The sequence below is a fragment of the Kosakonia sp. Marseille-Q7440 genome, from assembly GCF_965119485.1.
The window spans coordinates 2,942,755-2,967,874 of sequence record NZ_CBCPLT010000001.1 but is presented as its reverse complement, the minus strand read 5'-3'; the positions used below and the strand labels follow the sequence as shown (position 1 = coordinate 2,967,874).

22 protein-coding genes are annotated in these 25,120 nt (G+C 55.6%); 16 read left to right on the top strand and 6 right to left on the bottom strand.

All coding sequences use genetic code 11. The features are described 5' to 3' along the window. Positions 1–821, top strand: an 821-nt coding sequence (locus ACWPW2_RS13855) for a hypothetical protein (protein ID WP_454123547.1), incomplete at its 5' end; no start/stop codon positions are given. Between the two features lie 35 nt (positions 822–856). Here ACWPW2_RS13855 and ACWPW2_RS13850 read toward each other — a convergent pair. Both ACWPW2_RS13850 and yfcG read right to left on the bottom strand, forming a co-directional pair. Further along, the gene (locus ACWPW2_RS13850) at positions 857–1,750 is read right to left on the bottom strand and encodes a TIGR01777 family oxidoreductase (protein ID WP_454123545.1); all 894 of its coding nucleotides are present in this window, start codon (positions 1,748–1,750) and stop codon (positions 857–859) included. A gap of 39 nt (positions 1,751–1,789) precedes the next feature. After that, complete coding sequence (yfcG, locus tag ACWPW2_RS13845) at positions 1,790–2,419, bottom strand: GSH-dependent disulfide bond oxidoreductase (RefSeq protein ID WP_023479771.1); 630 nt, start codon at positions 2,417–2,419, stop codon at positions 1,790–1,792. 134 nt (positions 2,420–2,553) lie between these two features. Here yfcG and yfcF point away from each other — a divergent pair, with 134 nt between their 5' ends. The 3 genes from yfcF to yfcD are packed head-to-tail and all read left to right on the top strand — an operon-like array spanning position 2,554 to position 4,407. Then, positions 2,554–3,198 carry a glutathione transferase gene (yfcF, locus tag ACWPW2_RS13840; protein WP_454123543.1) on the top strand — a complete coding sequence of 215 codons (645 nt, stop codon included), beginning with the start codon at positions 2,554–2,556 and terminating at the stop codon, positions 3,196–3,198. A gap of 54 nt (positions 3,199–3,252) precedes the next feature. Next, on the top strand, positions 3,253–3,804 hold the full coding sequence (gene yfcE, locus ACWPW2_RS13835) for a phosphodiesterase (protein WP_270221745.1): 552 nt from the start codon (positions 3,253–3,255) through the stop codon (positions 3,802–3,804). A 54-nt stretch (positions 3,805–3,858) separates the two neighbouring features. Further along, positions 3,859–4,407, top strand: coding sequence for an NUDIX hydrolase YfcD (gene yfcD / locus ACWPW2_RS13830; protein ID WP_023479717.1), 549 nt, complete (start codon positions 3,859–3,861; stop codon positions 4,405–4,407). Between the two features lie 179 nt (positions 4,408–4,586). Here yfcD and pta read toward each other — a convergent pair whose 3' ends face one another. Together pta and ackA are read right to left on the bottom strand one after the other, a co-directional pair. Beyond that, the gene (gene pta, locus ACWPW2_RS13825; RefSeq protein WP_023479804.1) at positions 4,587–6,728 is read right to left on the bottom strand and encodes a phosphate acetyltransferase; all 2,142 of its coding nucleotides are present in this window, start codon (positions 6,726–6,728) and stop codon (positions 4,587–4,589) included. Between the two features lie 82 nt (positions 6,729–6,810). Further along, positions 6,811–8,013, bottom strand: coding sequence for an acetate kinase (gene ackA, locus ACWPW2_RS13820; RefSeq protein ID WP_023479643.1), 1,203 nt, complete (start codon positions 8,011–8,013; stop codon positions 6,811–6,813). Positions 8,014–8,349: 336 nt separating this feature from the next. Here ackA and yfbV point away from each other — a divergent pair, with 336 nt between their 5' ends. The 4 genes from yfbV (at position 8,350) to ACWPW2_RS13800 (ending at position 12,035) form a co-directional block, all read left to right on the top strand. Next, a complete protein-coding gene (gene yfbV, locus ACWPW2_RS13815) occupies positions 8,350–8,805 on the top strand; it encodes a terminus macrodomain insulation protein YfbV (RefSeq protein ID WP_124967756.1) in 456 nt (151 codons plus the stop codon). 156 nt (positions 8,806–8,961) lie between these two features. Continuing rightward, positions 8,962–9,456 (top strand): YfbU family protein, encoded by a 495-nt coding sequence (locus ACWPW2_RS13810; RefSeq protein WP_054803341.1) that lies wholly within the window; start codon positions 8,962–8,964, stop codon positions 9,454–9,456. A gap of 10 nt (positions 9,457–9,466) precedes the next feature. Next, complete coding sequence (locus ACWPW2_RS13805) at positions 9,467–10,126, top strand: sugar phosphatase (protein WP_454123539.1); 660 nt, start codon at positions 9,467–9,469, stop codon at positions 10,124–10,126. A gap of 76 nt (positions 10,127–10,202) precedes the next feature. Next, entirely contained in the window at positions 10,203–12,035 is a 1,833-nt protein-coding gene (locus tag ACWPW2_RS13800; RefSeq protein WP_454123537.1) for an SLC13 family permease, read from the top strand. Positions 12,036–12,054: 19 nt separating this feature from the next. Here ACWPW2_RS13800 and yfbR read toward each other — a convergent pair whose 3' ends face one another. Both yfbR and ACWPW2_RS13790 read right to left on the bottom strand, forming a co-directional pair. Next, positions 12,055–12,654: a 5'-deoxynucleotidase gene (yfbR, locus tag ACWPW2_RS13795; RefSeq protein WP_124967760.1), complete on the bottom strand. Its 600-nt coding sequence runs from the start codon at positions 12,652–12,654 to the stop codon at positions 12,055–12,057. A gap of 79 nt (positions 12,655–12,733) precedes the next feature. Continuing rightward, entirely contained in the window at positions 12,734–13,948 is a 1,215-nt protein-coding gene (locus tag ACWPW2_RS13790) for a pyridoxal phosphate-dependent aminotransferase (protein ID WP_023479830.1), read from the bottom strand. Positions 13,949–14,888: 940 nt separating this feature from the next. On the opposite strand from ACWPW2_RS13790, the gene lrhA reads away from it, so the two are divergent. The 8 genes from lrhA (at position 14,889) to nuoH (ending at position 25,108) form a co-directional block, all read left to right on the top strand. Further along, positions 14,889–15,824: a transcriptional regulator LrhA gene (gene lrhA / locus ACWPW2_RS13785; protein WP_023479801.1), complete on the top strand. Its 936-nt coding sequence runs from the start codon at positions 14,889–14,891 to the stop codon at positions 15,822–15,824. 630 nt (positions 15,825–16,454) lie between these two features. Further along, on the top strand, positions 16,455–16,898 hold the full coding sequence (nuoA, locus tag ACWPW2_RS13780) for an NADH-quinone oxidoreductase subunit NuoA (RefSeq protein WP_034812950.1): 444 nt from the start codon (positions 16,455–16,457) through the stop codon (positions 16,896–16,898). A gap of 15 nt (positions 16,899–16,913) precedes the next feature. Further along, complete coding sequence (gene nuoB, locus ACWPW2_RS13775) at positions 16,914–17,588, top strand: NADH-quinone oxidoreductase subunit NuoB (protein WP_023479723.1); 675 nt, start codon at positions 16,914–16,916, stop codon at positions 17,586–17,588. 90 nt (positions 17,589–17,678) lie between these two features. Then, on the top strand, positions 17,679–19,481 hold the full coding sequence (nuoC, locus tag ACWPW2_RS13770; protein WP_128482496.1) for an NADH-quinone oxidoreductase subunit C/D: 1,803 nt from the start codon (positions 17,679–17,681) through the stop codon (positions 19,479–19,481). A gap of 2 nt (positions 19,482–19,483) precedes the next feature. Beyond that, positions 19,484–19,984 carry an NADH-quinone oxidoreductase subunit NuoE gene (nuoE, locus tag ACWPW2_RS13765; RefSeq protein WP_023479890.1) on the top strand — a complete coding sequence of 167 codons (501 nt, stop codon included), beginning with the start codon at positions 19,484–19,486 and terminating at the stop codon, positions 19,982–19,984. Continuing rightward, entirely contained in the window at positions 19,984–21,321 is a 1,338-nt protein-coding gene (gene nuoF, locus ACWPW2_RS13760; RefSeq protein ID WP_023479635.1) for an NADH-quinone oxidoreductase subunit NuoF, read from the top strand. The genes nuoE and nuoF overlap by 1 nt, the downstream gene beginning before the upstream one ends. Positions 21,322–21,410: 89 nt before the next feature. Next, positions 21,411–24,137 (top strand): NADH-quinone oxidoreductase subunit NuoG, encoded by a 2,727-nt coding sequence (gene nuoG / locus ACWPW2_RS13755; RefSeq protein ID WP_139965238.1) that lies wholly within the window; start codon positions 21,411–21,413, stop codon positions 24,135–24,137. After that, positions 24,134–25,108, top strand: coding sequence for an NADH-quinone oxidoreductase subunit NuoH (gene nuoH / locus ACWPW2_RS13750; RefSeq protein WP_023479664.1), 975 nt, complete (start codon positions 24,134–24,136; stop codon positions 25,106–25,108). Before nuoG ends, nuoH begins: the two co-directional genes overlap by 4 nt. The last annotated feature ends 12 nt before the right edge of the window (positions 25,109–25,120 follow it).

Here is a 25,120-nt window from a genome sequence, read left to right as displayed (position 1 = left end):
TGACTGGCGAAATAGATATATTCAAAAATAATGCTGGTTATTGGCTTACAATTGATAGAAAAAAAGGTAGAACTGACCGTGAAGATGAATTGTTTGAAATACACAAAAAAATAATTGACAAGCATTCAAATTACTTAAGGGATAATACAATTGATAAAAAACAAGCTGATTTTTTGATCTATGCCTATACAGGTAACTCAATATCAGATGATTGGAAGGATTTTGAAATTGAAGGTATTCCTGTTTCAGGTTTTATTAGTGGTGAAAAAGAATTGTTATGCGCCAATACTAGATACTCTTATTTTAACGACGATGAAATAATAAGTATTGATTCATTGCAGATCAACCTCTTAGCCGAGATAGCTTTGAGGCAAAATGTTAGTTTAGAAATTACTTTAGAGAGCGAGAAAAGAAAAGGTAAATCTAAAGAAAATGATTCCTATTTTTATAAAATCAAGTTTATAAATAACAATTTATCACGTTTCAATTGTGACGTTAATGTCTTAAAGCACGGGATGATATCTGAAAGATCTTTTTCATGGGGGCGGTTATGTGTGCCATGCTACTCAGAAGATTTTTATGATATTTCCATGCTTAAAACGGAACTGCCAAATAATATCATTTATTCTTCACCTTTAAATAAGTGGTCAAAAAAGTTCATACTTTCACCAAAGTTAGCTCCCGGTAAAAAAGATATAGACGTTGATAATGATTTGAATATGGTTCTTGATTTTTATGAAACAAATTCATTGTTGCAGATAGATAAGGGAGCGTTTAAGGAAAAATATCGCATGATATGGGAAGCACTGGATATGATTTAATAAATATAGAGCGATATATAATCGCTCTTTTTCATTCAGTTAACAAATCTCGTCAGCGCCTCTTCGAGATCGTGCCAGCGAAACGCAAACCCGGCCTCTTCCAGGCGTTTAGGCAGCGCGCGCTGGCCGCCGAGCACCAGCACCGAGGATTCGCCCATCATCAGGCGCACCGCCGTTGCAGGTGCTCGCATGAAAGCCGGGCGGTGCAGGGCATGACCGAGCGCGTGAGCGAACTGCTCGTTGCGCACCGGGTAGGGCGCAACCATATTAAACGGCCCGCGCAGATCGTTATCCAGCAGCCAGAGAATCGCGTTGACCATATCGTCGATATGGATCCACGCCATATATTGCCGACCGGTGCCAATCGGCCCGCCGAGACCGAGGCGGAAGAGCGGCAGCAGTTTGCCGAGAATGCCGCCTTTCGGCGTTAACACCACGCCAGTGCGCAGCAGGCAGACGCGGGTGCGGTCGCTTTGCGCTTCGCAGGCGATCTGCTCCCAGCGCGCGCAGAGCTTATGGGTAAACTCGTTATGCGGCGGCTCCTCTTCTGTCACCACCACTTCGCCGAGATCGCCGTAATAGCCGCAGGCGGAACCGGAGATCAGCACCTGCGGCGGATTGTCGCTGGCTTTAATCAGATCCGCCAGCCGTTGCGTAATCTGCCAGCGGCTGTTGCATAAGCGCTGTTTCTGCTCCTCCGTCCAGCGCTTATCAGCAATCGGCTCGCCCGCAAGATTGATCACCGCATCAAAGTTGTTGAGATCCGTAAGATCGTTAAGCCCCTTCAGCAGGCTGACGCGGGCATCAAGCTTTTGCTGCGCTTTGGCCGGATTTCGCGTGACCACCGTTACGCTGTGGTGTAACTCCAGCAGACGGGGGATCAGATGGTGGCCAATCAGGCCGGTACCGCCAGTAACGAGTATCTTCATGCTTCCCTCCGAAGCGTGATTATCCTTAAAACGCGCAGCTTATGGCAGCTGCGCTTTCTGCAATGCACTCTCGGTGGCCGGGCGCGTACGAATGCGCTCAAACCAGTTAAAGACCGCCGGGTAATCCTCAAGCGAAATACGCTGGCGCGCATGCGCATTAATCCATGGCCAGGCGGCGATATCCGCAATGCTGTAGTGCTGGCCCGCCAGCCAGGGCACCTGCTCAAGGCGTTTATTCATCACCTGGTAGAGCCGCTGCGTCTCGACCTGGTAGCGCTCAATGGCATAGGGTACCGGTTGCGGCGCGAAGTGGTTAAAGTGATGATTCTGCCCGAGCATCGGCCCAAGCCCCGCCACCTGCCAGAATAGCCACTGCAAAGTGACATGACGCTCGCGCAGTTCACCGCTCAGGAGCTGGCCGGATTTTTCTGCCAGATAGAGCAGGATCTCGCCCGACTCGAACAGGCTAAGCGGTGCACCGCCGTCGGCGGGCTCATGATCGACAATCGCCGGGATCTTATTATTCGGTGAGATATCTAAAAACTCCGGGCGAAACTGCTCGCCTTTACTAATATCTACGCGGATCAGACGATACGGCAGCCCGGCCTCTTCGAGAAACAGCGTGATCTTATGGCCGTTCGGTGTCGGGGCGAAATAGAGGTCTATCATCGAAACTCCTGTGAACGGAATGGGCATCGCCTGTTAAGTATAGGTGTTCCGCGTAATGACAGAGTTTTCCGCAAGTGACAGAAGGCAGAAGAGGCTATATTTTGGTCGAAACCTATCCGCTAAACGAGGATGTTATGAGCGAACCGGCAATCACGTTGTGGTCTGACAAAGAGTACTTCTCCCCGTATGTGCTGTCGGCGTACGTTGCCCTGCATGAAAAGGCGCTGCCGTTCACGCTGAAAACCGTCGATCTGGCGAGCGGCGCGCAGCATGGCGCGGGCTGGCCCGGCTTTCGTCTGACGCAGCGCGTTCCCTCCTTAGAGATTGATGGCTTTGTGCTGAGCGAGTCCTCGGCGATTGCCGAATACCTCGATGAGCGTTTTGCGCCGCCGGAGTGGGAGCGTCTCTATCCCCATGACCGTGAGAACCGCGCCCGCGCGCGGCAGGTGCAGGCCTGGCTGCGCAGCGACTTGCTGCCGATCCGTGAAGCGCGCTCAACGGATGTTGTCTTTGCCGGGACGAAAAAAGCGCCGCTCAGCGAAGCAGGCCAGGCGAGTGCCGATAAGCTGTTTACCATCGCGGGTGAATTGCTGGCGCACGGTAAGCCGAACCTGTTTGGCGAGTGGTGTATTGCCGATGTCGATCTCGCTCTGATGCTTAACCGGTTGGTGATGCATGGTGACCCGGTGCCGGAGCGCTTAGCGGAGTACGCTACTTTCCAGTGGCAGCGCTCCTCGGTTCAGCGCTATGTTGCACTTTCCGCTAAGCGAGCGGGCTGATAAGCGGTTCGCGTTCCGGTATCATATGGGCGTTTTTTTCAAAGAGGTGCAGTGATGAAACTGATGTTTGCATCGGATATTCACGGGTCGTTGCCCGCGACGGAACGCATACTGGAACGGTTCGCGCAAAGCGGCGCCCGCTGGCTGGTTCTGCTTGGCGATGTGCTCAATCATGGCCCGCGCAACGCGCTGCCGGAGGGGTATAATCCGGCGCAGGTGGCAGAACGGCTCAATACGCAGGCCAGCAGGATTATCGCCGTGCGCGGCAATTGCGACAGCGAAGTGGATCAGATGCTGCTGCGCTTTCCCATTACCGCGCCCTGGCAGCAGGTTTTATTACCTGCGTGCCGCCTGTTTTTGACCCACGGTCATCTCTTCGGCGCGGAGAATATTCCGCCGCTGGAAGCAGGCGATGTGCTGGTGTACGGGCATACCCATATTCCGGTTGCCGAGAAGCGTGATGAGATTGTGCACTTCAACCCCGGTTCGGTCTCTATCCCGAAAGGTGGATTTGCCGCCAGCTACGGCATGCTGGAAGAGAATATGTTACGTGTTATCGCACTTAATGATCAGCGGGTTATTGCGCAGGTTGCGATTAATCCGTAATTTACCCGTCAACCGAAACGCGCCGTAAGAGCGCCATAAAGAGAAGATGTCCCGATGGTGGAACAGAGTCATTTTGCAGGCATGGAATGGGTAGATATTGTCAACGAAGACAATGAGGTGATCGCACAGGCCAGCCGGGAGCAAATGCGCGCGCAGTGCCTGCGTCATCGCGCAACCTATATTGTGGTGCATGATGGGATGGGCAATATTCTGGTGCAGCGTCGTACCGAGCTAAAAGACTTTATGCCCGGTAAGCTGGACGCCACCGCGGGCGGCGTGGTACAGGCGGGTGAAAACCTGCTGGAATCCGCGCGCCGCGAAGCGGAAGAGGAGCTGGGCATTGCCGGCGTACCGTTTGCCGAACATGGTCAGTTCTACTTTGAAGATGAGCATTGTCGGGTGTGGGGCGGGCTGTTTAGCTGCGTCTCCCACGGGCCGTTTGCCCTGCAGGAAGAGGAGGTGAGTGAAGTCTTCTGGATGACGCCGGAAGAGATCACCGCCCGCTGCGACGAGTTTACCGATGATTCGCTGAAAGCGCTGGCGCTGTGGATGAGCCGTAACGCCAGCAATGATGTTGAAAAGCGCGAGCAGGAGACGGAGTAAGCTTCCTTGCTGAGTAGAAAAAGCGACCTTCAGGGTCGCTTTTTTATTGCCGGTTTGCGGTTGCGGAGGGTGTTTTTTTGCCGGATGGCGCTGCGCTTATCCGGCCTACAATCCTCAATATAAAAAGGCGACCCGAAGGTCGCCTTTTTTGTGCACTGACGCAGCCGCCAGAAGGCATATTACTGCTGCTGGGACGCCTGAATCGCGGTCAGTGCGATGGTGTAGACGATGTCGTCTACCAGCGCGCCACGAGAGAGGTCGTTCACCGGCTTGCGCATACCCTGCAGCATCGGCCCGATGGAGATCAGGTCGGCAGAGCGCTGTACCGCTTTGTAGGTGGTGTTACCGGTGTTCAGATCCGGGAAGATGAACACGGTAGCGCGACCGGCAACCGGCGAGTTCGGCGCTTTAGATTTCGCTACATCCGCCATAACCGCGGCGTCATACTGCAGCGGACCGTCGATAACCAGGTCAGGACGTTTTTCCTGCGCCAGGCGAGTCGCTTCACGCACTTTCTCAACGTCGCTACCCGCGCCGGAGTTGCCGGTGGAGTAGGAGAGCATCGCCACGCGCGGCTCGATGCCGAACGCTGTTGCGGAGTCAGCGGACTGAATCGCGATCTCGGCCAGCTGCTCAGCGGTCGGATCCGGGTTGATTGCACAGTCACCGTAAACATAAACCTGTTCCGGCAGCAGCATAAAGAATACGGAGGAGACCAGCGAGCTGCCTGGCGCAGTTTTAATCAGCTGCAGCGGCGGACGAATGGTGTTCGCAGTAGTGTGAACCGCACCGGAAACCAGGCCGTCAACTTCATCCTGCTCCAGCATCAGCGTGCCGAGCACCACGTTGTCTTCCAGCTGCTCGCGCGCCACGGCTTCGGTCATGCCTTTGCTCTTACGCAGCTCAACCAGGCGAGCGACGTAGCTTTCACGCACCACGTCCGGATCGACGATTTCGATCCCGGCACCCAGCTCAACACCCTGAGCCGCCGCAACGCGGTTAATCTCATCCGGGTTGCCCAGCAGGATACAGGTCGCGATACCGCGTTCAGCACAGATAGCGGCCGCTTTCACGGTACGCGGCTCGTCGCCTTCCGGCAGTACGACGCGTTTGCCCGCTTTACGCGCCAGCTCGGTCAGCTGGTAACGGAAGGCTGGCGGCGAGAGGCGACGGCTGCGCTCGGAGGTGGCAGTCAGGGAGTCGATCCACTGCGCGTTGATGTAACGGGCAACGTACTCCTGCACGTTTTCAATACGCTCGTTATCGTCAACCGGCACTTCCAGGTTGAAGCTCTGCAGGCTCAGGGAGGTTTGCCAGGTGTTGGTGTTCACCATAAATACCGGCAGGCCGGTAGCAAACGCGCGTTCGCACAGCTTGCGCACGCTCTCTTCCATCTCGTAGCCGCCGGTCAGCAGCACGGCACCAATCTCAACGCCGTTCATCGCTGCCAGGCAGGCCGCAACCAGCACGTCAGGACGATCGGCAGAGGTCACCAGCAGTGAGCCCGGACGGAAGTGTTCCAGCATGTGCGGAATGCTGCGCGCACAGAAGGTGACGGACTTCACGCGGCGGGTTTTGATATCGCCTTCGTTGATGATGGTCGCATTCAGGTGGCGCGCCATATCGATCGCACGGGTGGCGATCAGATCAAAGCTCCACGGCACCGCGCCCAGCACGGGCAGAGAGCTGGTCTCTTGCAGCTGCGCCGGATCGATATGCACCACTTTTGCTTTTGAGGAGTCATCAAAGATCTCAGAGAGATCCGGGCGCGTACGGCCCTGCTCATCAACCGGGGCGTTCAGTTTGTTGACGATAACGCCGGTGATGTTGCTGTTTTTCACGCCGCCGAAGCTGTTGCGCGTCAGCTCGATGCGCTCTTTCAGCTGCTCCTGCGTGTCAGTGCCCTGGGACATGACGAAGACGATTTCCGCGTTCAGCGTTTTCGCGATTTCGAAGTTCAGGGACTGGGCGAACTGGTGTTTGCGGGTCGGGACCAGGCCTTCAACCAGCACCACTTCAGCGTCTTTGCTGCTTTCGTGGTAGCGGGCAATGATCTCTTCCATCAGCACATCTTTCTGATTGCTGGAGAGCAGCGACTCGACGTGGCTCATTTTCAGCGGTTCAGCCGCCGGCAGCCCGGAGTTGGCGCGCACGATGGTGGTGGTCTGGTCAGGCGCATCGCCGCCCGCACGTGGCTGGGCGATCGGTTTAAAGACGCTCAGACGAACGCCTTTGCGTTCCATAGCACGGATCACGCCAAGGCTGACGCTGGTCAGGCCGACGCTGGTTCCGGTAGGGATCAGCATAATAATACGGGACACGGTTAATCCTCTTTCGTTACCGTCGAAGCGGACGGGTTACAAAACAGCACCGCCAGCGTTGGCTGGCGGTGTGGGTAAGCTATCAGGCAGTCAGGCGGCTTGCGTCTTGCGCAATCACCAGCTCTTCGTTAGTCGGGATAACGATCGCCGGGCGGGTGCCCTCTTTGTTGATAAAACCAGACTTGCCGAAACGGGCAGCCAGGTTGCGTTCGTGGTCAACTTCGAAGCCGAGCACGCCCAGTTTGCCCAGGGAGAGCTCGCGTACCATCGCCGCGTTTTCACCGATACCGCCGGTGAAGATCACCGCGTCCAGACGACCATCCATCAGCGCAGTGTAAGAGCCGATGTATTTCGCCAGGCGGTGGCAGTAAACGTCCATCGCACGCTTCGCGTCTTCTTTAGTTTCGTAGTTATCTTCTACATAACGGCAGTCGCTGGTGACTTCGGTCAGGCCCAGCAGGCCGGACTCTTTGGTCAGCATTTTGTTGATCGCTTCAACGCTCATGCCCAGGGTGTCATGCAGATGGAAAATGATCGCCGGGTCGATATCACCAGAACGGGTACCCATTACCAGGCCTTCCAGCGGGGTCAGACCCATGGAAGTATCGACGCACTCGCCGTTACGGATAGCGGAAACAGAGCCGCCGTTGCCGAGGTGGCAGGTGATGATGTTCAGTTCAGAAACCGGTTTGTTCAGCACTTTTGCCGCTTCCTGGGTTACATAGAAGTGGCTGGTGCCGTGCGCGCCGTAGCGACGAACGCCGTGCTCTTTGTACAGTTTGTACGGCAGGGCGTAGAGGTAGGACTCTTCCGGCATGGTGGTGTGGAACGCGGTGTCGAACACGGCAACGTTCTTCTCTTTCAGGCTCGGGAAGGATTTCAGCGCTTCGGCGATACCGATCAGGTGAGCCGGGTTGTGCAGCGGGGCGAAAGAGGCCGCGTCTTTAATACCCTGAATCACAGACTCATCGATCACTACGGAACGGGTGTATTTTTCACCGCCGTGGACGATACGGTGACCGATTGCGGTCAGCTGAGCAGACAGTTCTGGTTTTTGTGCCAGAATAGTGTTAACGATAAAGTTAAGCGCTTCGCTGTGAGCGGCACCTGCACCTAAAGCCGCTTCTTGTTTACCGCCATCCATTTTCCACTTGATGCGTGCTTCAGGAAGGTGGAAACATTCGGCTAAACCAGAGAGGTACTCTTCACCGTTTACAGCATCGATAATTGCGAATTTCAGTGAGGAGCTACCGCAGTTCAGAACCAGTACTAACTTACTCGACATGGAAGTACCTATTTATGATACGTGGCTAAAAAAGGTCAGTGAGTCGCACAGCGTAGCGCAGGTTGACGCTGACATTTATGATTAACATCATGTCGAGAGAACTTTCTGACACGATGAAAGAATAGTTAAAATTTTAAGCTATTTTGCGCAATTTTCAGACAGTGGCATAATGAGCTTATTATTTGACGACTCAAACCTATTCGTCTAAGGCCTGGTAAAGGCCGCCACAGAATACCCGATAGCAGGTGGGATTGACAAAAAATTTTAACGTTGTCATTCACAGTTGTTGTTTTGCATAATTTTTTTAATTTTTATACGTGAAGTTGAGGTGAAGCCATGTCAAATCCTGAGATTCGACCCGTCAGTTTCTTCAGTTTATTTCGCCGGGGTCAGCACTATGCGAAGACCTGGCCTATGGAAAAACGCCTCGCTCCCATGTTTGTAGAGAACCGCACTATTCGCGCGACACGCTATGCGATTCGCTTTATGCCGCCAGTGGCGGTCTTCACCCTTTGCTGGCAAATCGCCCTCGGCGGCCAGCTCGGCCCGGCTGTTGCCACCGCGCTGTTTGCGCTGAGCCTGCCGATGCAGGGGCTATGGTGGCTGGGCAAGCGCTCGGTCACGCCGCTGCCGCCCTCGATTCTGAACTGGTTCTATGAAGTGCGCGGTAAGTTGCAGGAGGCGGGCCAGGCGCTGGCTCCGGTGGAAGGCAAGCCCGATTATCAGGCGCTGGCGGATACCCTTAAGCGCGCCTTTAAGCAGCTGGATAAAACCTTTCTCGATGAGCTGTAAAAGTTGTGCGTGATTGATAAGAAGAGAGCATCGTCAGATGCTTTCTTTTTTGGTAGATACGCGTAACACCCCCGGCAAATCAAGAAAGCACCTTTTACTCACAGGTAGACTGAGGCCAACTTATTTTACTGCGCCGAAGTGCCACAGGAGTCGAAGATGGAAATGACCAATGCCCAACGTCTGATCTTATCCAATCAATACAAGATGATGACCATGATGGACCCGGCCAATGCGGAGCGCTATCGTCGTTTGCAAACCATTGTTGAACGGGGATATGGTTTGCAGATGCGCGAGCTGGATCGCGAATTCGGCGAGCTGAAAGAGGAAACGTGCCGCAACATCATTGATATCATGGAGATGTATCACGCACTCCACGTCTCCTGGACCAACATGAAAGATAACGCCACCATTGACGAGCGCCGCGTCACGTTCCTCGGCTTCGACGCCGCGACCGAAGCGCGCTACCTCGGCTATGTGCGCTTTATGGTCAATATAGAAGGGCGCTATACCCACTTTGATGCCGGTACCCACGGCTTTAATGCGCAAACGCCGATGTGGGATAAATACCAGCGCATGCTGAGCGTGTGGCACGCCTGCCCGCGCCAGTACCACTTAAGCAGTAACGAAATTAATCAAATTCTCAACGCCTGAGGAGGTGAACGTGCAGTGCAAAGGCTTTCTGTTTGATCTGGATGGAACCCTGGTGAATTCACTCCCCGCCGTTGAGCGTGCCTGGTGCAGCTGGGCCGATCGCTTTGGCATCAGCCATGACGAGGTGCTCAATTTTATTCACGGCAAACAGGCCATCACCTCGCTGCGTCACTTTATGGCGGGTGCCTCAGAAGCGGAGATTACGGCTGAGTTTACCCGCCTTGAGGAGATTGAAGCGTCAGACACGGACGGCATTACGCCGCTGCCCGGCGCGATTGAACTGCTTCAGCATCTGGATGAATCCGCTATTCCGTGGGCCATTGTCACCTCCGGCTCGGTGCCGGTCGCCCATGCGCGCCATCGCGCCACCGGTCTGCCGATGCCGAAAGTCTTTGTCACCGCCGAACAGGTGAAGCATGGCAAACCTGAACCGGACGCCTATCTGCTCGGTGCCGAGCTGTTAGGGCTGGCACCCGAAACCTGCGTGGTGGTGGAGGATGCGGCTGCGGGCGTGCTCTCCGGTCTCGCGGCCGGGTGTCACGTGATTGCGGTCAATGTGCCGCCGGGTTCACCGGGGCTTGAGAAGGTCGACTTCTCGCTGACCAGCCTCGAGGCGATAAGCGTCACAAAACAGCATGACGGCATCGTCAGCGTCGATCTAAAAGCCTGATTCAATGATGTAACCCCACCCCGGTGGGGTTTTTTTATGGCACTCTTTTACCACCCTCAACAAACAAGGACAGGTTGTGAACGGTGAATTGATTTGGGTTCTCTCTCTGCTGGGCATTGCCGTGCTGCTCTTTGCGACGAGCAAAGTGCGCATGGACGCGGTGGCGCTGTTTGTCATTGTCGCTTTTGTGCTGAGCGGCACCCTGACACTCCCCGAAGCGCTCTCCGGTTTTAGCGATCCAAACGTTATTTTGATTGCCGCGCTGTTTATTATCGGCGACGGTCTGGTGCGCACCGGCGTGGCGGCCAATATGGGCACGTGGCTGGTGACGATGGCGGGCAGTAGCGAAACCAAAATGCTGATCCTACTGATGATCACCGTCGCCGGGCTGGGGGCCTTTATGAGTTCGACCGGCGTAGTGGCGATTTTCATCCCGGTGGTGTTGAGCGTCTCGCTGCGCATGCAGGTCTCGCCATCGCGGTTAATGATGCCGCTCAGCTTTGCCGGGCTCATTAGCGGGATGATGACGCTGGTGGCGACGCCGCCCAACCTGGTGGTGAACAGCGAACTGCTGCGCGAAGGGTTGGAAGGGTTTGGCTTTTTCAGCGTTACGCCGCTTGGCCTGGTTATCCTGCTGCTTGGCATCGTCTATATGCTGTTAATGCGCTTTATGCTGAACGCGGAGGGGAGCGACGCCCAGCGCGAGAGCTGGAAGCGGCGCTCATTTCGCGATCTGATCCGCGAGTATCACCTGGCGGGCCGCGCGCGCCGGTTAGCTATTCGCCCTGGCTCGCCGATGATTGGTCAGCGCCTCGACGATCTGCAACTGCGTGAGCGCTATGGTGCTAACGTCATCGGCGTTGAGCGCTGGCGGCGTTTTCGCCGGGTGATTGTTAACGTCAATGGCGTTTCGGAGTTTCGCGCCCGTGACGTGCTGCTGATTGATATGCCCTCCGCCGATGTCGACCTGCGTCAGTTCTGCGTCGAGCAGCAACTGGAGCCGATGATCCTGCGCGGAGAGTACTTCTCCGACCAGGCGCTGGATGTCGGCATGGCTGAAGTCTCGCTGATCCCTGATTCCGAACTGCTGGGCAAAACAGTGCGCGAAATCGGTTTTCGTACCCGCTACGGCCTGAACGTGGTGGGCCTGAAGCGCAACGGCGTGGCGCTGGAAGGGGCGGTCACTGACGAGCCGCTGCAACTGGGTGATATTTTCCTTGTGGTCGGCAACTGGAAGTTAATCAGCCAGCTTGCCGGACACGCCCGCGACTTTGTGGTGCTGAACCTGCCCGTTGAAGAGAGCGCGGCTTCGCCAGCGCACAGCCAGGCACCGCATGCGATTTTCTGCCTGGTATTGATGGTCGCGCTGATGCTGACCGACGATATTCCCAATCCGATTGCCGCCATTATCGCCTGCATGCTGATGGGGAAATTCCGCTGCATCGACGCCGAAAGCGCCTATAAAGCGATCCACTGGCCGAGCATCATTCTGATTGTCGGTATGATGCCTTTTGCGCTGGCGCTGCAAAAAACCGGCGGCGTCGATCTGGTGGTCAAAGGATTAATGGAGTTGGGCGGCGGCTACGGCCCGCATCTGATGCTGATCTGTCTGTTTGTGATGTGCGCGGCGATTGGGCTGTTTATCTCCAATACCGCCACGGCTGTCTTAATGGCACCCATTGCGCTGGCGGCGGCGAAATCGATGGGCGTCTCGCCTTATCCCTTTGCCATGATGGTGGCGATGGCCGCCTCTGCGGCGTTTATGACGCCGGTCTCATCGCCAGTGAACACACTGGTATTAGGGCCGGGCAACTACCGGTTCAGCGACTTTATCAAACTCGGCGTGCCCTTTACGCTGCTGGTGATGATGGTGTGCGTGGTGATGATCCCGATGCTGTTTCCCTTTTAACCGGGCGTGATCGCCCTTTTTATAAGGGCGAATCCTGGCTGATCTCATCCAGCGACAGCTGGAAGCTCGGCACAAACACCTGCATAAAGTAGTCCATCTCCGGGCTGCGACGGGCATCGAGGGTTTTCTCCAGCCGCGATTTGGCCAGCAGAAACTCATTATTGCCGGCGGAAAGCTCCTCGAGGCACTTCAGGTAGGCGCAGAGCGCGTCTGCCTGTTTAACAATTAATCGCTCCTCCTCGCTGTAGTGATGCTCATCAATCAGCGGGGCGAAAATATCCTGTAGCTCTTCGGGTACCATTTCCACCAGCTTCTGCTGGGCGATCTTCTCAATCGCTTTGTACTCCTGGGCAATCTGCGAGTTGAAGTACTTCACCGGCGTCGGGAGATCGCCGGTAATAACTTCCGAGGCATCGTGATAAATCGCCAGTAGCGCAATGCGCTCTGCATTGAGCGCGCCGCCGAATTTGCGGTTTTTGATCGCCGCCAGCGCGTGCGCGACCATCGCCACTTGCAGGCTATGCTCGGAGACGTTCTCGGTGCGCACGTTGCGCATCAGCGGCCAGCGGTTGATCAGTTTCAGGCGGGAGAGGTGGGCGAAGAAGTGACTCTGACTCATAGTTAACCTTGTCTTGAATGCGACTGGAGCCATTGTGCGCAGAGAGTGGGGGAAGATGCAAACCCTCCCCCGGGGTCAATTACTGATGATAACCGGAGAGGAAACGCCCGAAGCGGGTAATCGCCATCTCCAGATCGTCCTCGCGCGGCAGGGTGACAATACGCACGTGATCCGGCCACGGCCAGTTGAAGGCGGAACCCTGTACCAGCAGCACCTTCTCCTGCAGCAGGAAGTCGAGCACCATCTTCTGATCATCCAGAATATTGAAACGTTTCGCGTCAATTTTCGGGAACATATAGAGCGCACCGCTCGGTTTTACGCAGGAGACGCCGGGGATTTCGTTAATCAACTCCCACGCGCGGTTGCGTTGCTCATAGAGACGCCCGCCGGGCACGATAAATTCGCTGATGCTCTGATAGCCGCCGAGCGCGGTCTGGATCGCGTGCTGTGCCGGCACGTTGGCGCACAGGCGCATCGAGGCGAGCATCTCCAGCCCTTCGATATAGCCCTTGGCGTGCTTTTTCGGCCCGCTCAGCACCATCCAGCCCTGGCGGAAACCGGCTACGCGGTAGGTTTTCGACAGCCCGTTAAAGGTAATGGTGAAGAGATCCGGTGCCAGTGCGGCAATAGAGTGGTGCTGCGCTTCGTCGTAGAGGATCTTGTCGTAGATCTCATCGGCAAAAATAATCAGGTTGTGCTGGCGCGCCAGCTCAACAATCTCCAGCAGCAGCTCTTTCGAGTAGACCGCGCCGGTCGGGTTGTTCGGGTTGATAATCACAATGCCGCGCGTGCGGGGGGTGATTTTGGCGCGGATGTCGTCCAGATCCGGGAACCAGCCGGCGGATTCATCACAAAGATAGTGCACCGCTTTGCCGCCGGAGAGCGACACCGCCGCGGTCCACAGCGGGTAGTCCGGGGCCGGGACCAGCATTTCATCGCCGCTGTTCAGCAGCGCCTGCATCGACTGCACGATCAGCTCAGAGACGCCGTTGCCGATATAGATATCTTCGACGGTGACCTCACGCATGCCGCGCGCCTGGTAGTGCTGCATGATCGCTTTCCGGGCGGAGTAGAGCCCTTTCGAATCGCAGTAGCCCTGGGCACCAGGGAGGTTGCGGATCACATCGACCAGAATCTCATCCGGGGCTTCAAAGCCGAACGGGGCAGGGTTACCGATGTTGAGTTTGAGAACTTTGTTGCCTTCTTCTTCCAGACGCTTTGCTTCTTTAAGAACCGGGCCACGGATGTCATAACAGACGTTATCTAACTTGCTGGATTTTTCGATGGAGGACATGAACCTTTGCCTTTTTACTGGAATCGCCACTCCCTGCCGTGGAAGTGAACACGGAACAATGTACTCCCACGCCCGCCTGTTTTGAAGGGTTAACAGGAGAAGATTTTGCCATTCCGGGCAGTAGCCTTTAACGATCTTTTAACTATTAAATCTTCGCTTTTACTCTTTTACATGCTGACTATTCGCAAACTGATAGTAATAAATGTCAGTTAAATATCTGTTAATGATATTTTTCACCGCGTAGAACCCTTCCCACAGTGCGGGATTTAATTTTTTGCGACGTTCGGCATGACGATAGAGATGAGATCGAGTGTATAAAGAGAAGATATAAAGTAACGGTTAGCATCCCGCTTTGTTGCTGTGAAGATAATGTTAATTTCTATTAAAGAGATCCATTTCCAGAACCGTTCGCTATTTAATATTGAGAATAGTAACTATGACCATCACTAATATTTATATGTCTCATTTTTTCGTACTGACATTTTAAGAATTTAAGATAATTCGTATTAACGCTTATAAATAAAAAGGTTTTGGGGTAAACTCAGACAGCCTGAAAGGGCGCTCAGGGGCAAAGCCCTGACTTCGGTAAGGTTGAATTCTTAATTTTACTTAATTGCTATTACTCTTTTTTTACTTCAGAACCTCTGTTGGGTTCACTTTTATCTGCGACGCGCGATGTTAAATCGGTATTCGCCGCGAAAGACGCGTTTTAAATGCATCAACACAATTTGGCTGGTTTATATATCTCCGCGTGGGATGTTCGCCAAATAAAGACGTTGAGTTCTGCTTGCACCAGGTAGCGAACAAAAACATCACACACGTTGTCTGGCTTCATCGGCAATGGCAGTGCAGGATGCGCTTTTTAAATGGATTTACTTAATCTTATGAACACAGCATAAACCCGGGGCACGCAGCGCGAGCAACCCGTAAGTGAAAAATGATGATAAATGCAAATCGTCCGATACTGAATCTCGACCTCGATCTGCTGAGAACGTTTGTTGCAGTCGCGGATTTAAACACCTTTGCAGCGGCCGCCGCGGCGGTTTGCCGTACGCAATCCGCTGTAAGCCAGCAAATGCAGCGCCTTGAACAGCTAGTGGGAAAAGAGCTGTTCGCCCGTCATGGCCGCAATAAATTGCTGACCGAGCATGGTATCCAGCTATTAGGCTATGCGAGAAAGATCCTGCGCTTCAATGATGAAGCCTGCACCTCTTTAATGTTCAGCAATTTGCAGGGTGTATTAACCATCGGCGCGTCAGATGAATCCGCCGATACCATACTGCCATTCCTGCTTAATCGTATTAGCTCGGTCTATCCAAAGCTCGCGCTCGATGTGCGGGTGAAACGCAATCCGATGAGCAGCGATCAGCTGCAGGAAGATGAAGTTGATCTGGTGGTGACCACGCATCGCGTCCAGCCGTTTGACTATTTAACGCTGCGCACATCACCGACGCTCTGGTATTGTGCGGCGGAGTATGTGCTGCAAAAAGGGGAGGCGGTGCCGCTGGTCCTGCTGGATGAGCCGAGCCCGTTCCGCGATATGGTGCTTAACGCGCTTAATGAAGCCGAAATTCCATGGCGCATGGCCTATGTGGCTTCTACGCTCTCAGCGGTGAAAGCTGCCGTTAAAGCAGGGCTTGGCGTCACGGCGCGACCGGTAGAGATGATGAGCCCCGACCTACGCGTCTTAAGCAGCGCCGAAGGTTTCCCGATTTTACCGGAAACGGAATATCTGCTTTCACGCAATCCAAACAGTGGGAATGAGCTGGCGCAGGTGATTTTCGATGCCATGGAGCACTATCGCGATCCCTGGCACTACAAAGGATCTACCCCGGAAGGGGGAGATGAACAGCTGCTGGTTGATGGCGATTTCTAGCTAAAATTTCGCCGCTAACTAGTAACATTTTGTAAGTGTAAAAATGGCCCGCTGATGAGAGAAACAATCACAGTGGGCCATTTTTTGCATAAATAATAAGCAACTGAATTATTCCCGCTCTAAATCATTATTTCTTTCAATCTGTTAATCCACCTCACAGCACAATCCCCCTTTATCATCTATAGTCTTTCATGCCCTCTGCTCATGTTAAAAATCAAGCAAGATTGTTGCCGAATCATTGTATGAATTAACAAAAGCGTGTCTCAGATCAAAAAAATACCTCCGCAGAGGGGGAGGAATCCTGGGTAAATCCTGTCAAAATAGGAGGGTAATTTTTGTAATCCTCCACAACGGACTCGATTCAACACCGGATTTTGCCGCAGGAAAAGTAGTTGCTGGTCAATAAAACGGCACTAAATGTTAATGGATTGCTGCCGATGTAAACTAATGTGAGGAAACTTTTGTTAAAGTTGACAAAAGGTTATAGAAAGGAGTAAAAACCCACATCATTTAGCTGTTTTTCAGCTTTTTGCACAGTAAGTATGTGGTTTTTTATTCCTCCCCGTGAATCGATGTGGCGTCATCTGCCAACAAGAGCAGAGGTTTTAACGCTACCTTTTGAGTTAAGCAATGCGTATGTCAACATCCACTGAAATCATCGCTCATCACTGGGCATTCGCTGTCTTTCTTATTGTCGCCATCGGCCTCTGTTGCCTGATGCTGGTCGGCGGTCGGTTTTTGGGCGGACGCGCGCGCGCAAGGCACAAAAACGTACCTTTCGAATCTGGTATCGACTCCGTCGGTTCCGCTCGCTTACGTCTCTCCGCCAAGTTCTATCTGGTTGCCATGTTCTTCGTCATCTTCGATGTCGAAGCGCTCTATCTCTACGCATGGTCTACGTCCATTCGTGAGAGTGGCTGGGTGGGATTTGCCGAAGCCGCAATTTTTATCTTAGTGCTGCTGGCTGGTCTGGTTTATCTGGTGCGTATTGGCGCGCTCGATTGGACGCCGGTGCGTTCGCGCCGTGCGCAGGTTAACCCTGAGACCAACAGCTACACTGACAGTCAACGCTAACCGCGAGGCAATAAGATGGATTATACGCTCACCCGCATAGATCCTAACGGTGAGAACGACCGTTACCCCCTGCAAAAACAGGAGATCGTAACTGACCCCCTGGAACAAGAGATCAACCGTAGCGTCTACATGGGCAAGCTCGAAAATGTCCTGCACGATATGGTGAACTGGGGTCGTAAGAACTCAATTTGGCCGTATAACTTCGGCCTTTCCTGCTGCTACGTCGAGATGGTGACCTCGTTTACCGCCGTGCACGACGTGGCGCGCTTTGGCGCAGAAGTACTGCGTGCCTCGCCGCGCCAGGCTGACCTGATGGTCGTTGCCGGTACGCCGTTCACCAAGATGGCGCCGGTTATCCAACGCCTCTATGACCAGATGCTGGAGCCGAAATGGGTGATTTCCATGGGTGCCTGCGCAAACTCTGGCGGTATGTACGACATCTACTCCGTCGTGCAGGGCGTCGACAAATTTATCCCGGTGGATGTTTACATCCCTGGCTGCCCACCGCGTCCTGAAGCCTATATGCAGGCGCTGATGCTGCTGCAGGAGTCGATTGGCAAGGAGCGTCGTCCTCTCTCCTGGGTGGTTGGCGATCAGGGCGTTTACCGCGCCAACATGCAGTCAGAGCGTGAACGTAAACGCGGTGAACGTATTGCCGTCACCAACCTGCGTTCGCCGGACGAGATTTAATTTGCGCCTGTGGGCAAGGGTAAAAAGCGTCGCATTTCAATAATCCAATAACGCGACGCACTGCCCCACAGTCACCACGGACCCTTTGCAATGGTGAAAAATATGACCGATTTAACTGCGCAAGAAGCCCCATGGCAGACCCGGGATCATCTGGATGATCCGGTCATTGGCGAATTGCGCAACCGTTTTGGGCCGGATGCCTTTTCCGTTCAGGCGACCCGCACCGGGGTACCCGTCGTTTGGGTGAAGCGTGAGCAGTTACTGGAAGTGGTCGATTTCTTAAAGAAATTACCGAAGCCTTACGTCATGCTGTTCGATCTTCACGGCATGGACGAGCGTCTACGCACACACCGCGCCGGTCTGCCCGCCGCGGATTTTTCCGTTTTCTACCACTTCCTGTCGATCGATCGTAACAGCGACATCATGCTGAAAGTGGCCCTCGCAGAAAACGATTTGCATGTGCCGACCATTACTAAACTCTTCCCGAACGCCAACTGGTATGAGCGTGAAACCTGGGAGATGTTTGGTATCACTTTTGATGGCCACCCGCATCTGACGCGCATCATGATGCCGCAGACCTGGACCGGCCACCCGCTGCGTAAAGACTACCCGGCGCGCGCCACCGAATTCGATCCGTTTGAGCTGACCAAAGCCAAGCAGGATCTGGAGATGGAAGCGCTGACCTTCAAGCCGGAAGATTGGGGCATGAAGCGCGGCACCGATAACGAGGACTTCATGTTCCTCAACCTCGGTCCGAACCACCCCTCTGCGCACGGTGCGTTCCGCATCATTCTGCAGCTTGATGGCGAAGAGATCGTCGACTGCGTGCCGGATATCGGTTATCACCACCGCGGCGCGGAGAAGATGGGCGAACGCCAGTCATGGCACAGCTACATTCCTTATACCGACCGCGTTGAGTACCTCGGCGGCTGCGTCAACGAGATGCCATACGTACTGGCGGTCGAGAAACTGGCAGGCATTACCGTGCCGGAACGCGTGGAAGTGATTCGCGTGATGCTCTCTGAGCTGTTCCGCATCAACAGCCACCTGCTCTATATCTCTACCTTTATTCAGGACGTCGGCGCGATGACGCCGGTCTTCTTCGCCTTTACCGATCGTCAAAAAATCTACGATCTGGTGGAAGCGATTACCGGTTTCCGTATGCACCCGGCCTGGTTCCGCATCGGCGGCGTCGCGCACGATCTGCCGCGCGGCTGGGATCGCCTGCTGCGCGAGTTCCTCGACTGGATGCCGAAACGTCTGGCTTCCTATGAGAAAGCCGCACTGCGTAACTCCATTCTGAAAGGCCGTGCTCAGGGCGTTGCCGCTTACGGCGCGAAAGAGGCGCTGGAGTGGGGCACTACCGGCGCAGGCCTGCGTGCTACCGGCATCAACTTTGACGTGCGTAAAGCGCGCCCGTACTCCGGCTATCAGAACTTCGACTTCGAAATCCCGGTCGGCGGTGGCGTCAGCGACTGCTACACCCGCGTGATGTTGAAAGTGGAAGAGCTGCGCCAGAGCCTGCGCATTCTTGAGCAGTGCCTCAACAATATGCCGGAAGGGCCGTTCAAAGCGGATCACCCGCTGACCACGCCGCCGCCGAAAGAGCGCACGCTGCAACATATCGAAACCCTGATTACTCACTTCCTGCAGGTATCGTGGGGCCCGGTGATGCCGGCCAACGAATCCTTCCAGATGATTGAAGCAACCAAGGGTATCAACAGTTACTACCTGACCAGTGACGGCAGCACCATGAGCTACCGTACCCGTATCCGTACGCCGAGTTTCCCGCATCTGCAGCAAATTCCGGCGGCAATCCGCGGCAGCCTGGTCTCAGACTTGATTGTCTACCTGGGTAGTATCGATTTTGTTATGTCAGATGTGGACCGCTAATTATGCACGAGAATCAACAACCAGAAACCGGGGCTTTTGAGCTGAGTGCGGCAGAGCGTGAGGCAATTGAGCACGAGAAGCACCACTACGAAGACCCGCGTGCGGCGTCCATTGAAGCGCTGAAGATCGTTCAGAAACAGCGTGGCTGGGTGCCGGACGGCGCAATTTACGCAATCGCCGACGTGCTGGGCATTCCGGCGAGCGATGTCGAAGGCGTGGCAACGTTCTACAGCCAGATCTTCCGCCAGCCGGTCGGCCGCCATGTGATCCGCTACTGCGACAGCGTGGTGTGTCACATCACCGGTTATCAGGGGATCCAGTCGGCGATTGAGAGCCACCTGAAGATCAAGCCGGGCCAGACCACGTTTGATGGCCGCTTTACGCTGCTGCCAACTTGCTGTCTCGGCAACTGCGACAAAGGGCCGACCATGATGATCGATGAGGACACCCACAGTTCTCTGACGCCGGAAACGATCCCTGACTTGCTGGAGCGGTATAAATAATGAAGACCATTATCCGTACTCCCGAAACCCATCCGCTGACCTGGCGTCTGCGCGATGACAAACAGCCGGTCTGGCTTGAAGAGTATCAGAGCAAGAACGGCTATGCCGGTGCGCGTAAGGCCCTGACCGGGCTGGCACCGGACGAAATCGTCAACCAGGTAAAAGACGCTGGCCTGAAAGGGCGCGGCGGCGCGGGCTTCTCCACGGGTCTTAAGTGGAGCCTGATGCCGAAAGACGAATCAATGAACATCCGTTACCTGCTGTGTAACGCCGATGAGATGGAGCCGGGCACCTATAAAGACCGCCTGCTGATGGAGCAGCTGCCGCACCTGCTGGTGGAAGGCATGCTCATCTCCGCCTTTGCGCTGAAGGCCTATCGCGGCTACATCTTCCTGCGCGGAGAGTACATCGAAGCGGCGGTGCATCTGCGCCGCGCCATTGCTGAAGCCACCGAAGCGGGCTTCCTTGGCAAAAATATTCTCGGCAGCGGGTTCGATTTCGAACTTATCGTCCATACCGGCGCGGGTCGTTATATCTGCGGTGAAGAGACGGCGCTGATCAACTCGCTGGAAGGGCGTCGCGCGAACCCGCGCTCGAAACCGCCTTTCCCGGCAAGCTCCGGCGTATGGGGTAAACCGACCTGCGTTAACAACGTCGAAACCCTGTGCAACGTTCCGGCAATCCTCGCCAACGGCGTGGAGTGGTACCAGAACCTGTCGACCAGCAAAGATGCCGGTACCAAACTGATGGGCTTCTCCGGGCGCGTGAAAAACCCGGGTGTCTGGGAGCTGCCGTTTGGCACTACTGCGCGTGAAATCCTTGAAGAGTACGCGGGCGGCATGCGCGACGGGTTGAAATTTAAAGCCTGGCAGCCGGGCGGCGCGGGAACCGACTTCCTTACCGAAGCGCACCTCGATCTGCCGATGGAGTTCGAAAGCATCGGTAAAGCGGGCAGCCGTTTAGGTACCGCGCTGGCGATGGCCGTTGACCATGAAATTGGCATGGTGCCGCTGGTGCGTAACCTTGAAGAGTTCTTCGCCCGCGAGTCCTGCGGCTGGTGTACGCCGTGCCGCGACGGGCTGCCGTGGAGCGTCAAAATCCTGCGTGCGCTGGAGCGTGGCGAAGGCCAGCCTGGCGATATCGAAACCCTGGAGCAACTCTGCCGCCAGCTGGGGCCGGGTAAAACCTTCTGCGCACACGCGCCGGGTGCGGTTGAACCGTTACAGAGCGCCATTAAGTATTTCCGCGAAGAGTTCGAAGCGGGGATCAAGCAGCAGTTCAGCAATACCCATGCGATTGGCGGTATCCAGCCAAACCTGCTGAAAGCGCGCTGGTAATGGTTCCCCCTCATCGTGAGCAGGTGAGGGGACGCGGAACGAATTTTGATTAATTCTCAGCTCCGGCTGAGACAACTGGAAGCATGCTAATGGCTACTATTCACGTAGACGGCAAAGAATACGAGGTAAACGGCGCAGACAACCTGTTAGAGGCTTGTCTCTCGTTGGGCCTTGATATTCCTTATTTTTGCTGGCATCCGGCGCTGGGGAGCGTGGGTGCGTGCCGCCAGTGTGCGGTGAAGCAATATCAAAACGCGGAAGACACGCGTGGCCGCCTGGTTATGTCCTGTATGACACCGGCATCCGACGGCACATTTATCTCTATTGACGATCACGAAGCGAAAGAGTTCCGTGAGAGCGTGGTGGAGTGGTTGATGACCAACCACCCGCACGACTGTCCGGTCTGCGAAGAGGGCGGCAACTGCCACCTGCAGGATATGACCGTTATGACCGGTCACAGCTTCCGTCGCTACCGTTTCACCAAGCGTACGCACCGTAACCAGGATCTCGGCCCGTTCATTTCTCATGAGATGAACCGCTGTATCGCCTGCTACCGCTGTGTGCGCTACTACAAAGATTATGCCGACGGCACCGACCTGGGCGTCTATGGCGCACATGACAACGTCTATTTCGGCCGCCCGGAAGAGGGTACGCTGGAGAGCGAGTTCTCCGGTAACCTGGTTGAAATCTGCCCGACCGGCGTTTTCACCGATAAAACCCACTCCGAGCGCTATAACCGTAAATGGGATATGCAGTTCGCGCCGAGCATCTGCCAGCAGTGCTCCATCGGCTGTAACACCAGCCCGGGCGAGCGTTACGGCGAACTGCGTCGTATCGAGAACCGCTATAACGGCACGGTTAACCACTACTTCCTCTGCGACCGCGGTCGTTTCGGCTATGGCTACGTCAACCTGAAAGATCGTCCGCGCCAGCCGGTACAGCGTCGCGGCGACGATCTCATCACCCTCAACGCCGAACAGGCGATGCAGGGCGCGGCGGATATTCTGCGCCAGTCGAAGAAAGTGATCGGTATTGGTTCTCCGCGCGCAAGCGTTGAGAGCAACTTCGCGCTGCGCGAACTGGTCGGTGCGGAGAACTTCTACACCGGTATCGCCAAAGGCGAGCAGGAGCGACTGACGCTGGCGCTGAAAGTGCTGCGCGAAGGTGGCATCCGTACGCCGGCGCTGCGTGAAATCGAATCTTACGACGCGGTGCTGATCCTCGGCGAAGACGTGACCCAGACCGGCGCGCGCGTCGCGCTGGCGGTACGTCAGGCGGTGAAAGGCAAAGCCCGCGAAATGGCGGCGGCGCAGAAAGTTGCCGACTGGCAGATTGCGGCGATCATGAACATTGGTCAGCGCGCTAAACATCCGCTGTTTGTCACCAACGTCGACAGCACCCGTCTGGACGATATCGCCGCGTGGACCTACCGCGCGCCGGTAGAAGATCAGGCGCGCTTAGGTTTCGCCATCGCCCATGCGCTGGATAACTCCGCACCGGCGGTTGACGGCCTGAGCAGCGATCTGCAGGGCAAAGTGGATGTCATTGTCCAGGCGCTGGCCGGGGCGAAGAAACCGCTGATTATCTCCGGCACCAACGCCGGTAGCACCGACGTGATCCACGCGGCAGCGAACGTGGCGAAAGCGCTGAAAGGGCGCGGTGCCGATGTCGGCATTACCATGATTGCCCGCTCCGTTAACAGCATGGGTCTCGGCCTTATCGGCGGCGGCAGCCTCGATGATGCACTCTCCGAACTGGAGAGCGGCAGCGCCGACGCGGTCGTGGTGCTGGAAAACGATCTGCACCGTCACGCTTCTGCTGCGCGCGTTGACGCTGCGCTGGCGAAAGCGCCGCTGGTGCTGGTGGTCGATCACCAGCGCACGGCGATTATGGATAACGCCCATCTGGTGCTCTCTGCCGCAAGCTTTGCGGAAAGCGACGGCACGGTGATCAACAACGAAGGCCGCGCCCAGCGCTTCTTCCAGGTTTATGACCCGAGCTACTACGACAACAAAGCGCTGATGCTGGAAAGTTGGCGCTGGCTGCACTCGCTGCACAGCACCGTGCTGAACCGCGAAGTGGACTGGACGCAGCTCGATCACGTGATCGACGCCGCCGTCGCCGCGCTGCCGCAGCTGGCGGGCATCAAAAATGCCGCACCGGATGCCAGCTTCCGCATTCGCGGGCAGAAACTGGCGCGTGAGCCGCACCGCTACAGCGGTCGCACCGCCATGCGCGCCAATATCAGCGTCCACGAACCGCGTCAGCCGCAGGATAAAGACACCATGTTCGCCTTCTCAATGGAAGGGAACAACCAGCCTTCAGCTCCGCGCTCGCAAATTCCGTTTGCCTGGGCACCGGGCTGGAACTCCCCGCAGGCCTGGAACAAATTCCAGGACGAAGTGGGCGGCCACCTGCGTCACGGCGATCCGGGCGTACGCCTGATTGAAGCGACGGAGAGCGGGCTGGATTACTTCACTGTCGTTCCGGGCGCTTTCAGCGCACAGGATGGCGAGTGGCGTATCGCGCCTTACTATCACCTGTTCGGCAGTGATGAGCTGTCGCAGCGTTCGCCGGTGTTCCAGAGCCGTATGCCGCAGCCTTACATCACGCTTAACCCGGCTGATGCCGCGAAGCTTGGCGTAAACGCAGGCGCACACGTCTCCTTCACCTACGAAGGGCAGACCCTCAGCCTGCCGCTGCAGGTATCGGAAGGTCTGACGGCGGGGCAGGTCGGTTTGCCGATGGGCATGCCGGGTATTGCACCGGTGCTGGCCGGGGCACGTCTTGAAAATCTGCGGGAGGCGCAAGCATGAGCTGGTTAACACCGGATGTTATCGACATTCTGTTAAGCATTCTGAAAGCGGTGGTCATCCTGCTGGTGGTTGTCACCTGCGGCGCCTTCATGAGCTTTGGCGAACGTCGGCTGCTCGGCCTGTTCCAGAACCGTTATGGGCCGAACCGTGTGGGCTGGGGTGGTTCACTCCAGCTGGTCGCGGACATGATCAAGATGTTCTTTAAAGAGGACTGGATCCCGCGCTTCTCAGATCGCGTGATCTTCACCCTCGCGCCGGTGATCGCCTTCACCTCGCTGCTGTTAGCCTTCGCCATTGTGCCGGTCAGCCCCACCTGGGTGGTGGCCGACCTCAATATCGGGATCCTCTTCTTCCTGATGATGGCGGGTCTGGCGGTCTACGCGGTGCTGTTCGCGGGCTGGTCCAGTAACAACAAATACTCCCTGCTCGGCGCGATGCGTGCCTCTGCGCAAACCCTGAGCTACGAAGTGTTCCTCGGGCTGTCGCTGATGGGCGTGGTGGCGCAGGCCGGTTCATTCAATATGACCGACATCGTCAACAACCAGGCGGGTTTGTGGAACGTCATTCCGCAATTCTTTGGCTTCGTTACCTTCGCTATCGCGGGTGTTGCGGTGTGTCACCGTCACCCGTTTGACCAGCCGGAAGCGGAGCAGGAGCTGGCGGATGGTTACCATATTGAATACTCCGGCATGAAGTTCGGTCTCTTCTTCGTCGGCGAGTATATCGGTATCGTCACCATCTCTGCGCTGATGGTCACCCTCTTCTTTGGTGGCTGGCAGGGTCCGCTGTTACCGCCGTTTATCTGGTTCGCGCTGAAAACCGCGTTCTTTATGATGATGTTCATTTTGATTCGCGCCGCACTGCCGCGTCCTCGCTACGATCAGGTGATGTCTTTCGGCTGGAAAATCTGTCTGCCGCTGACTCTGCTTAACCTGCTGGGTACCGCAGCAGTCATTCTGTGGCAGCAATAAGGGGTGATGAGA